The organism is Cohaesibacter sp. ES.047 (assembly GCF_900215505.1).
Lineage (GTDB): Bacteria > Pseudomonadota > Alphaproteobacteria > Rhizobiales > Cohaesibacteraceae > Cohaesibacter.
Window position 1 is genome coordinate 3,980,790 of record NZ_LT907844.1, and the last position, 14,424, is coordinate 3,995,213.

At 53.8% G+C, this 14,424-nt stretch carries 13 protein-coding genes; 10 read left to right on the top strand and 3 right to left on the bottom strand.

The features are described from left to right. Positions 1-125: 125 nt before the first annotated feature. The 3 genes from CPH65_RS23990 to CPH65_RS18140 all read right to left on the bottom strand — a co-directional run bounded on the left by CPH65_RS23990 (position 126) and on the right by CPH65_RS18140 (position 1,975). Entirely contained in the window at positions 126-401 is a 276-nt protein-coding gene (locus tag CPH65_RS23990) for a hypothetical protein (RefSeq protein ID WP_157747781.1), read from the bottom strand. 199 nt (positions 402-600) lie between these two features. Further along, positions 601-1,638 carry a permease gene (locus tag CPH65_RS18135; RefSeq protein WP_096175154.1) on the bottom strand — a complete coding sequence of 346 codons (1,038 nt, stop codon included), beginning with the start codon at positions 1,636-1,638 and terminating at the stop codon, positions 601-603. Next, positions 1,631-1,975, bottom strand: coding sequence for a helix-turn-helix transcriptional regulator (locus tag CPH65_RS18140; RefSeq protein ID WP_096175155.1), 345 nt, complete (start codon positions 1,973-1,975; stop codon positions 1,631-1,633). Before CPH65_RS18140 ends, CPH65_RS18135 begins: the two co-directional genes overlap by 8 nt. Positions 1,976-2,710: 735 nt before the next feature. Here CPH65_RS18140 and CPH65_RS18145 point away from each other — a divergent pair. The 10 genes from CPH65_RS18145 to CPH65_RS18195 all read left to right on the top strand — a co-directional run bounded on the left by CPH65_RS18145 (position 2,711) and on the right by CPH65_RS18195 (position 14,389). After that, a complete protein-coding gene (locus CPH65_RS18145) occupies positions 2,711-3,931 on the top strand; it encodes an ATP-binding protein (RefSeq protein ID WP_096175156.1) in 1,221 nt (406 codons plus the stop codon). A 433-nt stretch (positions 3,932-4,364) separates the two neighbouring features. Continuing rightward, on the top strand, positions 4,365-5,057 hold the full coding sequence (locus CPH65_RS18155) for a hypothetical protein (RefSeq protein WP_096175158.1): 693 nt from the start codon (positions 4,365-4,367) through the stop codon (positions 5,055-5,057). A 29-nt stretch (positions 5,058-5,086) separates the two neighbouring features. Further along, positions 5,087-6,295, top strand: coding sequence for a response regulator (locus CPH65_RS18160; RefSeq protein ID WP_096175159.1), 1,209 nt, complete (start codon positions 5,087-5,089; stop codon positions 6,293-6,295). A 212-nt stretch (positions 6,296-6,507) separates the two neighbouring features. Beyond that, positions 6,508-7,494, top strand: a complete 987-nt coding sequence (locus CPH65_RS18165) for an NAD(P)H-binding protein (RefSeq protein ID WP_096176499.1) — start codon at positions 6,508-6,510, stop codon at positions 7,492-7,494. A gap of 365 nt (positions 7,495-7,859) precedes the next feature. Further along, positions 7,860-8,942, top strand: coding sequence for a LacI family DNA-binding transcriptional regulator (locus CPH65_RS18170; protein WP_096176500.1), 1,083 nt, complete (start codon positions 7,860-7,862; stop codon positions 8,940-8,942). Next, positions 8,939-10,198, top strand: a complete 1,260-nt coding sequence (locus CPH65_RS18175; protein WP_096175160.1) for a sugar ABC transporter substrate-binding protein — start codon at positions 8,939-8,941, stop codon at positions 10,196-10,198. Before CPH65_RS18170 ends, CPH65_RS18175 begins: the two co-directional genes overlap by 4 nt. 170 nt (positions 10,199-10,368) lie before the next feature. Next, entirely contained in the window at positions 10,369-11,439 is a 1,071-nt protein-coding gene (locus tag CPH65_RS18180; RefSeq protein WP_096176501.1) for a carbohydrate ABC transporter permease, read from the top strand. Next, complete coding sequence (locus CPH65_RS18185; protein ID WP_096175161.1) at positions 11,439-12,320, top strand: carbohydrate ABC transporter permease; 882 nt, start codon at positions 11,439-11,441, stop codon at positions 12,318-12,320. Before CPH65_RS18180 ends, CPH65_RS18185 begins: the two co-directional genes overlap by 1 nt. Before the next feature lie 7 nt (positions 12,321-12,327). Continuing rightward, entirely contained in the window at positions 12,328-13,326 is a 999-nt protein-coding gene (locus CPH65_RS18190; protein ID WP_096175162.1) for a levansucrase, read from the top strand. Beyond that, positions 13,319-14,389, top strand: coding sequence for an ABC transporter ATP-binding protein (locus CPH65_RS18195; protein WP_096175163.1), 1,071 nt, complete (start codon positions 13,319-13,321; stop codon positions 14,387-14,389). Before CPH65_RS18190 ends, CPH65_RS18195 begins: the two co-directional genes overlap by 8 nt. Positions 14,390-14,424 lie beyond the last annotated feature (35 nt).

A 14,424-nucleotide genomic window follows, 5' to 3' on the forward strand; every position in this document is an offset into this window, starting at 1 on the left:
CCCGACTGTGCCCAATAGCGCGTGTTTTTCATGGCTTTCAACGATCCCTTCGGCCCGCCCCATAGCGAACAATTGAAAGTTTTCCCGCTGCCCGAAGCACCAATGCGCTTGCCATAGAGCTTTCGCTACATCTGCTTCTGACCGACGCCGCCGGGCTTCCAGTCCAGATCACCAAAATAGGCGAAAACGACCCATGCCTGATTTTCCGTGTTCTTCTTGGTTTTAAAGCTCACTTCAGGCTTGAGCAATGACCCCGCTTTGGGAGAATTGCAGCAGAACATCGAAGCGGGCATCATGCCAGCTCGCCTCATTTTCTTCACCTCTCTCATCGCTGGCCGGTGGTTTTTCATCCATTGTGCTTCTGCCGGGACGATGCAAAGCGAAGCAACAGTGGAAACCATAACGGCTGGGAGCAAGGTTTTGCTTCAATTCATAAGGACACCCATAAAAATGCCACTGGACAGACGTAACTGGTAGTAATTAAATTCTAGTCACGCCTATCCACAGAACTCCTCGCCATTCAAGTGGAAAGATTTTTGCTTCCTCAAGAAACAAAAAACTTCTGCTTTGCTGCAAGGGGCATTGCTCCAATCATGTCCATCAGACCAGAAACTCGAACAACACGCCGGACAGGATCGCACCAAACACACCCAGACCGAGATAGGCCGCAAAGACGCCGGGCTTGACCAGGGACCACACCGCCGTCATTGCCGGAATGGAGCTGACAGAACCAGCCACCATGAACGACATGGCCGCACCAGACCCCATGCCCTGCTCCATAAGCCCGGCAAGAAGGGGCGGTGCAATGTAGCCGTTCAGATAGGCCGGAATGCCCACAAGGGCCGCGATGCCAATGGGGAACAATCCTTCCCCTCCGACAATTCCGGCGATGAACTCTGCCGGCACATAGGTGATAAGCAGCCCCTCAAGGACATAGGCAAGGGCGAGCCACTTGATCAGGAAGAGTGCATTGCTTTTGGCTTCTTGGCGGAATGTCGTCACGCGCGCCTCTTCGTGCCAAAAGGCCCACTGTGGCTTGCCGCTAAACGGGGAGGGGCCACAGCCGCAGGACGAACAGCCGACCGTATTCTGCTTGAGTGGATCGCCAAACAGGCCCATGCGCAACAATTGAAGCACCACAAATCCGCCAAACAGGCCCAAAGCAACCGCTGCTACGGCCTTGCCCACGGCAAACGGCCAGCCGAGCGCGGATGCGGTGATGAGGAGGGTCGGGGGATCAATGAGTGGCGAAGACAGCCAGAAGGCCATCACCGCCGACAAGGGCGCGCCAAGCGCCAGAAGCCCCGCAATGAAGGGAATAACCTCACAGGAGCAAAAGGGAGCGAGCCCGCCGAGCAGGGCGGCCAGAAAGATCATCCGCACTTCCTTACCCTTGAAGGCCTCGGCAACCATAGCCTCAGCGCCCGCAGCCTTGAGATAGGCAATCAACAGCACGGCAAAAACGATGACGGGAAGCGTGCCAACAAAGGCCCGCACGGCGATGCTGATCACCGGCACGAAGCTTGCACTGTCGAGCAAGGCAACAAGCATTGGTGCCAATATGACGACGGTCCAAGGGGTTCTGATCGCGGCAAGCAAGTCCCGACCACCTGAACGCAAGAGAGAGGTATCAGCCATGCCGGTCCTCGTTATCATTGGAAGTCAAGTCGCCAAGCGCGCTGAGGTCGACCGTATCGGCACAGCATTCGCTCAGAATGAAGGAGGCGAGAAGACGCAACCGTTCGAAGTTGGCCCGGTTGATGATTGTCCGCCCCTGCTTTTCCTGCTGCACCAACTCCGCTCCGGTGAGGAATTTGAGATGATGGGCGAGCGTTGATGGCGCGATTCGTGTTCGGTCCTGAATATCACCAATACTGAGACCGGATTCACCTGCACGGACAAGACAGCGCAATACGGTGAGCCGCGCTTCCGATCCCATGGAGGCAAATCCCTGAGCAGCCAGTTCGATTTTCATCCTCATCTCCTTTGTGTGAATCTATATAACTAGTTTTATAGTTTCTTTTGAGAATGTCAAGATACACCCATTCACCATCCTATGATTGTATCTCTCTCGGTCAGGATTCCATATCTGCGCCAATGTCAGACGCAGGTCTCTTCAGTTTTCAAAGAGGTCAAGACCTCGCCATGAGACCACATAACGCATATGACGTTACGGTATACTAGCATCAGCTGTACAAAACAAAAAAGGAACAAAATGGAACAAGAGAAGAAAACTGGACGCAAATATCCCACGCACCCCATCCCTTTGTACTAAGGGATGCAGCCTAATTAGAAGGTCTCGAAAGTGAGCATGTGACGAACCAAATCAAAGTGAATTATGGATCGTCCATCTCCATGAATGAATCATTTCATAATTTTAGCACAATATTGAGCGCAACTTAAGGTCTGCATTACGCGGCCTATATTGGACAATCTCAAACAAAGTAGAAAATGAATTTTGTACAATTAAAAGTGGATATTTTTGTCGAGTATTGGCCAGAGTTTATCAAAATTTATTATCAAGCATGCCCGTAAGTAATTGAAGTCAAACGGCAGTTCCTCAGGTTTTATTTAGATGATCTTACAATTGAGAGTTTGAAACAGGCGAACTGCATGTTAGTATTCTATTAACAATTCAAAGAAATCGAAAGAATCGCTCTACAGCGCATTTTGTCAATTCGTGTGTATTTCAATCCAAGGAGACATTTCCATGCGGTCTGCAAATACAGCACGGAGCAATGTGTTAGAAGCAGGTTTTGCTCAAAGTGAAGTCGAACAGCGGAATGTATTGATTGTCGAAGCAGATCAATTCAAACCGAAGACAAAGGTACTCGTCGTTGAAGACGATGATCTCGACTTTCGCATTACCCGCAAGGTTCTCCTGCAACTGGATTCCTATGAACCGGAAATCGATCGAGCATGTGACTTGAGAGAGGCGCAGCTCGCTGCTCAAAGGACAGACTATGACATCGTCCTGATTGATTTCTGCCTTGGCATGGAGACCGGAGTGCCGGTCATCAATGTCTTTGGTGGCGAAGAGTCAAACGCTGCCCTCATCCTGCTCACCGGGATGCCAGGAGAAGATATCCAGAAAATTGCGCTCAAAGCAGGCGTCGTGCATTGCATCAACAAGGATCACCTGAGCCCGGTGCTTATGGAGACAACCTTCCGCAGCGCTCAACACACGCAGGGTCTGAAGAGTGAACTCAAGAAAACGATTGAGCAGTTGCGCGAGGCAAACGAGGCTAAAGATCACTTCTATGCCAGCATGGGCCATGATCTGAGAACCCCGCTCAACGCAATCCTCGGCTATGCCGAACTGATCTCACAAAACACGCTCGATTTGTCGGTCCCCTCGCGCTATCAGGAATTTGCAGTCCGCATCATGTCAGGTGGCCTGCATTTGCTCGAAGTCATTAACAATATCGTCTTGTCCAACGGCGACGCGCTTGAAGAAATGCGCACCGAATTTGAAAAAGCGGACCTGATAGACATCGCTCGAAAGGGCATGGATTTGTTGCGCATCTTTGCCGAGCAGAAGAACATAAGAGTCAGACTTCACGCGCCCGACGAGCCGATCTACATCGCGTGCAAAAGCTCGCTGATGACGCAGGCCATCGTCAATATTCTATCCAACGCCATAAAATACACGCCGGAAAGAGGCGAGGTCAATATCCGCGTAACGACGACGGACAGCGAAGCCATGGTAAGAGTTCAAGACAATGGCATCGGCATGAGCGAAGACGACATAGAGCTGGCCAGAACCCCCTATGGTCGCGTCAGGCTACCGATCCATCAGTCTCAGGACGGAACGGGATTGGGACTTCCCATCGTCGACAAAATCATGTCCTGCCATGATGGCGAAATGGAAATCAAGAGCTATCCTGCTGATGGAACCTGCGTTACCCTACGCATGTTGGTGATTGGCTGATAACGGTTCGCGACGTCGCACACCCAAAAGCGACTTGTGCAAACTTTGGCTGCAAATCAAAACAAAACCACCACAGGCCTGTTGGTTGAGGATGCCGTTGCAGACATCTTCCTTGTCAAAAGAGCTCTTAAAACTCCAAGGATCATGTCCTTGCGTTTGTCGATGACTTTGAAGATCGACAGCAGCTCTGACCGGATATCGATCGCTTCAATCCCCTGCAGGACCTGTGATCAATTTTGATATCTAGCCCGGTCCGAAGTGCAAAACTGCAAATGTCTGACAAAGGCATTTGAACCCTTCGTATGGGAACAGGTCATGCGAAGAGACAAACCTTCCTGCAAATCATAGCAATAGACCGAAGCGGCTGCAAAGCCCGAGGTTGACGTGACGAGGCTTTCACCACACCATTCCAAGTCCAGATTGGAGGGGTGGCATGAATCGGCGGAACAATATGACGGACGGCAGAAAGACAATTGGCGACAACTCATTCTATTATGATCTTACAAGACGGATCACCCATGATCTGAAGGCACCAATCCGCCAGATTTCACAACTCTCGGAAATCATCCTTGAGGACAACGCGGACAAGCTGGACGAAGAATCCCTTAAGTCGCTAATCATGATGCGTGAACGCGCCTCAACCATGGCCCACCTTGTTAACTCGGTGCGCTCCCTGTCCAATGCGTTCTTACGTGAATTGAACATGCAGCAGATCGAACTCGACTGTCTTCTGGAAGAGATTGAAATCGACTCAAAGCTTCCACCAAACCTTCTAAAGATCGATAATGCCCCTTCGATTTGGACAGACCCGGAACTCTTTTCAATTTTTTTTTACAATCTCTTCCAGAATTTCTTTCTGCCCCTTGGGTCTGGTCAGATAGAAAATGCAAGTCTCAAGCTCAATGAAGATGTGCATTCGAGTCTTGGTCTGATGCTAAGAATTCCTGATTTTCCTCTTGAAATACCTAACAAAATGTCTTTGCTCGAGCTTTCGACATTTGCGCGAGGAGATCTACTTCAAAGTCTCGCTATTATTGAAAGCTCACAATTGGCAGACCGTCTGGGTTGGAAGATTTTTCTGCACACGAACAACAATAATGAGCTTTCCATGAATCTGTATTTATAGACGATTGTTTTTTTCCTAGGGTCAACGGAATGGTTCAATACGATCACGGAGGTCTGATCATGTGCGCCGCATGGAAAGACGGGAGCGCCAACGCACCAATCGGTGGAACACCTGATGCAGCGTCGTCGGGTATGGCCATCCAGCTGTCCTGTTTTCTGCTTGATGACGATCCGATCGACCGCCGATATGTCAGCTGGCTCTTGCAGCAAATGACCGGCTTCCAGCTCGATATAAAGTCGGCACATACTCTGCAAGAAGCCAGAAGCATCTGCACCGACGAGCGGTTTGACCTTTATCTTCTGGACTATTGGATGGGCGAGGAATCATCGGTTTCCCTGCTCGAAAGCCTTAATGATGCCTGCAAAGGCTCCAGCACCATCGTGGTGATGTCCTCCCTTGATGATCAGGCATTTCAGGAAGTGAGCATGCAATCCGGGGCCGATCTGTTTCTGGCCAAGCAAGAGCTCTCGAAACAGACGTTGGAGCTCATGTTGCGCAACATTGTGCAGGCAGCGTCAAAAACCCAGTCAGTGCGGGACCAACGGTTGCTGGATGCCGAGAAGATCGCCGACTGGACCAAGCATCTGCGCAACATGCTGGACAGCTCACACGGCTTTGCTGCACTTGCACTAAACGCCTTGAAATCCGGCGACGTCGAAACTGTTGAGCATTTGCTGTCCCAAGCCATTGATCGCATGTCGGAACTGAGAAACGAAACCTCCTACGTCCAACTTGGAATGACCTCGCGTCAAAGCGCGGGAGATCTCAACCTAAGACCTTTCGATGTCAGCACCCTTTTGGCCGAAGCGGTTGAGGATTGCCGTATCGAAGCCGAACAGGTTGGAAAGCAACTCAGCTTCTATGAGCAGATCGCGGATTCGATCATTCTGAGCGATGACCGGCTGCTGAAGGAGTTGTTGACGGTGCTGTTGCGGGGGGCTTTGCGCTATGCTGAAGAACAGTCCGATGTCTCGGTCAGCTACGAGCTGGGCCCGGAGCATCTGGAGATCTATATCTCCGAGTTCGGAAATAGCGAGGACCCGGAAGTCAGCAACTACGAGCTTGATATCCCGAGTGCCATTCAGTTTGCGAACCTGTTCGGCTCGGAGCGAACTGGCAGCCTCTTAGTCGCCGAAAGCATGCTCCATAAGCTCAGGGGCAGTTGGAATATCGGCAAATCAGGCGAGAATCTGGAAATCAGGTGCCGTATCCCCCTCAATCAGGACCTCCTGAACTGAATGCATTCAAGGACGCATAGGGCTGATCGCAACGAGAGCGGCTCTTCTTGCCATCGCCTTTTTGCATAGGTTTGTCCGATCTCGCTGACTGAGGCGGTTGAAACCGGCCGCATCATCATGACATGTTTGATCAGATGATCTTGAAACTGTCCGGCGCTTGCGGATCGTCGACATCAACCATGCCAACCGATCAATCATTTGGAGACATCGCCATGACAACCACCGTGACAGTCGCAGGGGCTTCCGGCCTCGTTGGCTCTAACATCATTAGAGAAGCACTGGAACGCGGCTACAAGGTCAACGGTACCATGCGCGATGCCCAAGACACCGAAAAGACCAAATGGTTGATGGCCCTTCCGGGAGCTGCAGAGCGCCTCAAGCTCTTCTCGGCCGATGCGAGAGATAGCAACAGTTTTGGCCCGGCACTCGAAGGAGCCGACGCCATCTTCATTGCATGCTTCCCGCCCATCTATTTCGCTTCAGACGGCACACCCGCGCGTGAGCTCGACCGCGAAAGGGGCTATCAGGAAATCGTCGCACCGGTCCGAGATGGCTGTCTCAATGTTCTGGAAGCGACGAAGCGGGCAGGGGTCAAGCATGTTATGCTCTGCTCTTCGACCTCGTCAACCAACCCGCCCGAAGGCGTTGCGGTGAAAACAGAGACCAACGCCATCTCAGATGCCGAATTCCAGATGGCCGAGAAGAAATTCACCTCGGCGGAAAAGATCGTCATGGAAACAGCGGCGCGTGATTTTTGCGTTCGCCACAACATGCGCCTTGCGATCTTCCTGCCCACCATGATGCTCGGTCAGGTGATCCTGCCTCAGCATATTAGAGAGCATCAGGGGTTTCTGGCCCGCCCGATCCTGGAGGGCAAGGCCAACCACGAGCGCGTGCCCAAAGGCTCCATGTCCCTTGCCCATGTGGGGGATGTCGCAAAGCTCTTTCTCAACGCCTATGAGACAGGGGCCGCCGGGCGCTTCTTTGCTGTCTATGACAGCTTGCCCTGGAGGGAGCTTTACAGCGAACTGGCCAAGCACATCCCGGCATCGGTTCTGCCCGCACCATTCGAAGGAGACCCCGAAGAGCCGACCCGCTTTGACTTCACGCGCCGCGACAGTCTGGGCGTCGAAATGCGCGATTCCGAAACAACCATTGCCGAAGTCAGCGAATGGCTAAAGTCCCGCCCGTTCGGCTAATAACGTCAGTACCGAAACGAAGATGAGGGGCCCGTCACGGATGGGCCTTTACAGGTCGGCGCTTCCTTTGGCCCATCAAAGCGAGCCATCGCGAATCCCCACTTTGTTCTACCCATGCCGAAAGCAGCCCCTCTGCCGCCAGACCTCATACGGCTGGGGAAGAATCCGCACAACGTGCATAAATTTGAAATCCTCCTATTTTCAGATAATTAGTCGAATTCCCGCCGGTTTCTGACACGAAAGTCGCAGCTTCGGGATGGCCGCCGATCCTTGACAATTTATGAAGTGCCAGTTATGACATCGATGTCTGACACCGATGTCATAAGTAAATGACCGGGTCACAAAGCGAATTAGGTGAGGGCTCCGTGACGACAATTTATGATGTGGCAAAGCTGGCAGGGGTCTCGCCCAAGACAGTCTCACGGGTGCTTAACGGGGATGCCCCCGTCAAGAAGCAGACCAAAGATGCGGTTGAAACAGCCATGCTGGAACTTGGCTACGTTCCCTCCAATGCAGCCCGTATGATGCGCTCCAACAAGTCTGGACTGGTCGGTCTAATCACCGGCGCCATTTCCCACGGCATCGAGCCGACCGAGCCGCAAGGTCTTCCCGATCTCTTCATCGTTCAAGGCATCCAGCAGATCATGGGCGCCAGCGGCAAGACCCTGATGATTGCCGATACAGATGGCGTATCAGAGCGCGTCCCGCACCTGATACGGACCTTCCTGCAACACCGGGTCGAGGGCATCATCTATGTGGCCGATCACCACAAGCAAGTGACGCTGCCGCAAGTCCCTGATGATTTCCCGATTGTTCTGGCCAATTGCTTCGACAGTGAAGGGCACGCGTCCATCCTGCCGGACGACAGAAAAGGACAGAAGGACCTGATATCCAAACTCATTCAGAGCGGCCACCGACGCATCGGTTATTTAACGCTCGACCGGACCCTCGTTGCTACCGGTTTGCGCTATCGCGGCTATCGGGAAGCATTGGCCGAAGCGGATATTCCCTATGCCGACGAATTGGTGACCATGGGCTACGAGGAAGGTCAGGAGAAGGAGAGCCAGATCCTGATGCGGGCGCTGGAGCGTCTCCTGTCACTCAAGGAACCACCCACTGTCATTTGCTGTGGCAATGACGAAATGGCGTTGCGGCTGTATGGCCTGCTGCGCTCTCGCGGGATCAAGGTGCCGGAAGAAATCTCCGTTGCCGGTTATGACAATTACCAGGTGATCGCCGACACACTTTTCCCGCCGCTCACCACAGTCGAGCTGCCCTATCTCTCAATGGGGCAGATCGCCGCAAAACATTTGCTGAAACTGATTTCGGACAGTGACCATAAGCCGGAAAAACCGAGACTGGTAGAAGGTCCGGTTTGCTGGCGCTCGTCGATCACTGCTTTGAACTCTGTAAGTGTATTAAATCCAAAAGGGAGGAATAACCAATGAAACTCACCAAGACACTCTTGGCCACACTCTGCGCTTCGACCCTGATGTCCGGTGCGGCTTTTGCCCAGACAGACCTGACCATGTGGTATCACGGCGCAGGCAACGATGTGGAAAGCAAGATCATCAACCAGATCGTCGATGATTTCAACGCAAGTCAGGACGACTGGAAAGTCACCATCGAAAGCTTCCCGCAGACCAGCTACAACGATTCCGTCGTCGCGGCCGCCCTTGCTGGCAACCTGCCGGACATCATCGATGTTGACGGCCCTGTCATGCCGAACTGGGCATGGTCCGGTTACATGCAGCCTCTGCAGATCGATGAAAGCAAAATCACCGACTTCCTGCCCGGCACAAAGGGCATGTGGGATGGCAAGCTCTACTCCATCGGCCTTTGGGATGCCGCGGTTGCACTTTATGCCCGCAAGTCCACATTGGAAGAGCTGGGCCTGCGCACTCCGACCCTCGAAAAGCCATGGAGCAAGGAAGAGTTCAACGAAGCTCTGAAGAAAGCCAAGGACTCGGGCAAATATGACTATGCTCTCGATCTGGGCATGAATGATCAGGGAGAATGGTACCCTTATGCCTTCTCGCCCTTCCTGCAGAGCTTTGGTGGCGACATCATTGATCGTTCCACCTATCAGACCGCAGAAGGCGCTCTCAACGGCGATGCAGCCCTCGAATTCGGCGAATGGTGGCAGATGCTGTTTACCGAAGGCTACGCCCCGGGAACATCTGAAAGCCCCGCAGATCAGCAAACCGGCTTCATTGATGGCAGCTTTGCCTTCCAGTGGAATGGCAACTGGCGCGCAGTGGCAACCATGGCTGAAGTGGATGATGTCGTCTTCCTACCGGCCCCAGATTTTGGTGAGGGCTCAGCGATCGGCGCAGGCTCGTGGCAGTTTGGCGTTGCGGAAACGTCCGAGCATCCAGATGGGGCGTCTGCCTTTATCGAATTTGCCATTCAGGACAAATATATGGCAGCCTTCTCCGATGGTATCGGCCTCATTCCATCCACCGCGTCCGCGGCCGAGATGACCAAGAACTACAAAAAGGGTGGTCCTCTGGCGGTCTTCTATGACCTGTCTTCCGAACAAGCAAAGGTGCGTCCGGTCACTCCGGGCTATGTGGTTCAGTCCAAGGTCTTCACCAAAGCCATAGCTGATTTGGCGAACGGTGCGGATGTTCCCGATACGCTCGATGCAGCGGTTGATGAAATCAATGCCGACATCGAGAAAAACAACGGCTACGGCCATTGATCCGGTTTCGGGCCCGCCACAGATCGGCGGGCCCTGCCTTTCGTCCCTGATTAGCTACGGGGCATTATCGCGGCGCACCTTGCCAATTCAAGGTGGGCTTTGAACTGCCAAGGTCTGCCAAAGCGAAATTGGCAAACCTCGGCCTCTATCCAGCTGAACCGGAGACTATGATGGCTTCGAAGCTTACCCGCTCGAATGGAGCCGGATGGGCCTTTGCCCTGCCAGGTTTCATCCTGCTGTTCATGTTCATCATTCTGCCCTTCTTTTTCGCCTTCTGGTTTTCGCTGACCAACCAGCGGCTGATCTCACCCAATCCGACTGAATTTGTTGGATTGTCGAACTATGAGAATCTGTTGGGCGTATCTGTCATTACACTTGAGCCAGAGCGCGACGACGCTGGTGCTGTCGTCAGAGACAGTGATGGCGAAATCGCCTATCCAAGGGTCCGCACCATCACGCGCAATGCGGATTTTCCGCAGTATAAAGGCATGCGCGAATGGTTCCGATGGCAAAGCGGCGACAATGCAACGGTCGTGGTGGCCAAGGATGTTGTCTTCATGAAAGCCCTGACGAACACATTGTTGTTCGCCTTGATCATCGTCCCGCTGCAAGGGGGAGGGGCTTTAGGACTGGCCTTGCTGATCAATCAGAAGCTGAGGGGCATCAACGCTTTCCGAGCCATCTATTTCACGCCCGTCGTGATCTCCATCGTCGTCATCTCGCTTCTTTGGCGCTTCATCTATGACGGACAGGATGGATTGCTCAACAATATCCTTGCTGCCTTGACTTTTGGAGCATTTGAACCGGTCGACTGGCTGGGCAACTCGGATACGGCGCTTGGCTCGATCATCGTCATGTCCGCATGGCAGGCCATGGGCTTTCATATGGTGATCTGGCTTTCAGGGCTTCAGACGATCCCCGCAACGCTTTACGAGGTTGCCGCCATCGAAGGCTCCTCAAGCTGGCAGACCTTCCGCTATGTGACGTGGCCGGGGCTGAGAAACACCGCCGTGCTGGTGCTGATTGTTATCACCATGCAATCCTTCGCGCTGTTTGCCCAGATCGATGTCATGACCAACGGCGGACCGCTCGATTCCACCCAGACGCTTGTCTTCCAGGCGGTTGAACGCGGCTATGGCAAACAGGACATCTCCGGCGGCTCGACCATTTCGGTCATCCTCTTCTTCATCGTCCTGCTGATTTCGCTGATCCAGCGTTACCTGACACGGGAGAAACGCTAATGGCACAGGTATCACCCCAAAACGAAGGCTTCCGGCTTCTCTCGCGCTATCTTGTTCTGGCGCTGGTTGCGGCAATCTTTCTCTTTCCGCTCATCTTCATGATGGTGTCATCCCTCAAACCGGATGCCCAATTGCTGTCGGACACAAGCTCATTCAGAGCCTTCCTGCCCGTTGGGGATGTGAGTTTGGAGAATTACTTCGCCGCCTTTGAAAGAGCGCCCATTGGACGCTTCATGCTCAACTCGGTGTTTGTCACCATCACAACCGTCGTCCTTTCGATTGCCATCTGTTCGATTGCGGCCTTCTCCTTCGTTTTCCTCGAGTGGACCGGTCGAAACATTCTGCTTTCGGTCATTCTGGCGACATTGATCATTCCATTTGAAACGATTGCTGTGCCGCTCCTGCTGCTGGTTTCTCGCTTGCCGTGGTTGGGGCTTGAAGGCATGGAATGGGGCTGGCTGAATACCTATCGGGTCCAAATCATTCCATGGGTTGTTGACGCCCTGACGGTGTTCCTTTTCGTGCAGTATTTCAAGGATCTGCCGCGCGAACTCATCGAAGCGGCCAGAGCCGAAGGCGCCAGTTGGTTGCAGATCTACCGCCGCGTCGTGATGCCGCTTTCTGGCCCGGTGCTGGCGACTGCCGCCATCCTCAAATCGCTCAAGATGTACAATGAACAATATCTCTGGCCGCTGATCGTGGTGCAGGACGAATCACACCGCCCCATCATGGTGGGTCTGGGGTATTTCTTCCAGCTTGATGTTGCATGGGGAGAATTGATGGCCTACCTCACCCTCATTTCCATCCCCGTCCTGCTTTTCTACCTGATCATGCAACGGGCATTCATCGCCTCCATCGCTTCCACTGGGGTTAAAGGTTGAAAATACAATGACAATTGAACTCGAAAACCAATGGATCTGGGACAGCTGGTACGCCCATGACGGCGAGCGCTGGCATGGATATTTTCTCAAGGCAGACAAGTCTTTGGGGGATCCTGATCTCAGGCACTGGAACGTCAGTCAGGGTCATGCCACCAGCACCGACCTGATCAACTGGACCCATCTGGGGACATGCCTGAAGCCATCTGAAGGCCCGGCCTTTGATGACAAGACCACTTGGACAGGATCCGTGCTTCAGGGCCCGGACGGGACATGGCATCTTTTCTATACCGGTGCGTCCAAGGGCGACGGTGCCATGTATCAAAGGATCGGCCACGCCGTCTCTGACGACATGCACAATTGGCAGCGGGTAGGGGATGGGCTATGCCTTGACCTCACCGGCCCCAATGCCGTGCACTATGAAGCCGACCACGCGGTCGGCCACTGGCACGATCGTGCCATGCGTGACCCCTGGGTCATGGCTGATCCGGACGGCAATGGCTGGTTGATGTTCTTCACCGCCAGAGCGCCCGGTATCGAAGAGGCCAATGCGGCCGGCGCTATCGGCTTTGCAACATCGTCAGACCTGATGAACTGGTCCCTTCAGCCGCCCGTGTTCGTCGGTGGGTTCGGGCAGCTTGAGGTGCCACAAGTCTTCAAGGTTGGCGATAAATGGTACTGCCTCTTTTGCACCGCCGCCGAACATTGGTCCAAACAGCGGATCGCGGAAGCCGGCGTCCCGCCAGTGACTGGCAATCACTATCTCATCGCCGATGACCCGCGCGGCCCATGGACGATCGCGCCGGGCTTTCTGGATGGCGCCTTGCCCTGCCGCCGGTATGCAGGCCGGATTCTGAAGACCGAAGCCGGGCTGGTCATCATGGGCTTTGACGACAACGGCAAAGAGAATTTCGTCGGTAAGGTGCGAGATCCCGAGCCGGTCGAAGTCGACGATCATGGGTATCTGCATGTCGCTGATAGCAGCGGGGAAGGGGGACGCAATGGGTGACGTCATTCTCAAACAAGTGCGCAAGAACTTTGGCAAGGCGCACGTCATCAAGGGTGTCGACATCACCATCGAAGACGGCGAGTTCGTTGTCTTTGTTGGCCCGTCAGGCTGTGGCAAATCCACCTTGCTGCGCATGATTGCAGGCCTTGAGGACATCACAGACGGCACGCTGGAAATTGGCGGCAAAGTCGTCAACGACATCCAGCCAAAGGAACGCGGCATTGCGATGGTCTTCCAGAGCTATGCCATCTTCCCGCACATGACCGTGCGTGAGAATATGGCCTTCGGCCTGACGATCTCCGGCGCTTCCAAGGAAGAAAAAGAGGCCAAGGTGCAGGAAGCTGCCCGTATACTTCAAATGGAAGATCTGCTCGACCGCAAACCGAGCCAGCTGTCCGGTGGCCAACGCCAGAGGGTGGCCATTGGTCGAGCGATCACGCGCAAACCTGCGGTCTTCCTGTTCGATGAACCGCTGTCCAACCTCGACGCTGCCCTTCGCATGGACATGCGTATGGAAATCGGCCAACTGCACAATCAGCTGAAAACGACCATGATCTATGTGACCCATGATCAGGTCGAGGCCATGACCCTTGCTGACAAGATTGTCGTTCTCAAGGATGGCAAGGTGATGCAGGTGGGTAAGCCGATGGAGCTTTACCACGAGCCTGCCAACAAGTTCGTTGCCGGCTTCCTTGGCGCCCCATCCATGAACTTCCTCGATGTAGACATCACGGATCTGAGCGATGAGCACGCAACGGTCAGCAACGAGGCCCTTGAGCAGACCAAGGTCAAGACGAAAGGGCGGTCATTCTCGAAAGGCGACAAGGCCGTGCTCGGTGTCCGGCCGCAATATCTCAAAATGGCCCCGGCTGGCTCGGGCATGTTGCACGGAACAGTCACCCTGTCTGAAAGACTTGGCACCGAAACCGTGGTCGATATAGCCCTTAAAAGCGGCGGCAAGGTCATCGCATCTTTTGACGAAGACCTGATTGTCAATCCCGGTGAGCCCCTCGACCTGATCTTCGATCCAGAGCAGGCTCATCTGTTTACCGCCGACGAGTGAGCGGTAACCAGCAAGCGTCAAGCTCCGTTAACAAG

Bases quoted from the DNA above. Each gene is read 5' to 3' on its own strand.
- CPH65_RS23990 (WP_157747781.1), bottom strand. From the start codon at position 401: ATGGTTTCCACTGTTGCTTCGCTTTGCATCGTCCCGGCAGAAGCACAA.
- CPH65_RS18135 (WP_096175154.1), bottom strand. From the start codon at position 1,638: ATGGCTGATACCTCTCTCTTGCGTTCAGGTGGTCGGGACTTGCTTGCC.
- CPH65_RS18140 (WP_096175155.1), bottom strand. From the start codon at position 1,975: ATGAAAATCGAACTGGCTGCTCAGGGATTTGCCTCCATGGGATCGGAA.
- CPH65_RS18145 (WP_096175156.1), top strand. From the start codon at position 2,711: ATGCGGTCTGCAAATACAGCACGGAGCAATGTGTTAGAAGCAGGTTTT.
- CPH65_RS18155 (WP_096175158.1), top strand. From the start codon at position 4,365: ATGAATCGGCGGAACAATATGACGGACGGCAGAAAGACAATTGGCGAC.
- CPH65_RS18160 (WP_096175159.1), top strand. From the start codon at position 5,087: ATGGTTCAATACGATCACGGAGGTCTGATCATGTGCGCCGCATGGAAA.
- CPH65_RS18165 (WP_096176499.1), top strand. From the start codon at position 6,508: ATGACAACCACCGTGACAGTCGCAGGGGCTTCCGGCCTCGTTGGCTCT.
- CPH65_RS18175 (WP_096175160.1), top strand. From the start codon at position 8,939: ATGAAACTCACCAAGACACTCTTGGCCACACTCTGCGCTTCGACCCTG.
- CPH65_RS18180 (WP_096176501.1), top strand. From the start codon at position 10,369: ATGGCTTCGAAGCTTACCCGCTCGAATGGAGCCGGATGGGCCTTTGCC.
- CPH65_RS18185 (WP_096175161.1), top strand. From the start codon at position 11,439: ATGGCACAGGTATCACCCCAAAACGAAGGCTTCCGGCTTCTCTCGCGC.
- CPH65_RS18190 (WP_096175162.1), top strand. From the start codon at position 12,328: ATGACAATTGAACTCGAAAACCAATGGATCTGGGACAGCTGGTACGCC.
- CPH65_RS18195 (WP_096175163.1), top strand. From the start codon at position 13,319: ATGGGTGACGTCATTCTCAAACAAGTGCGCAAGAACTTTGGCAAGGCG.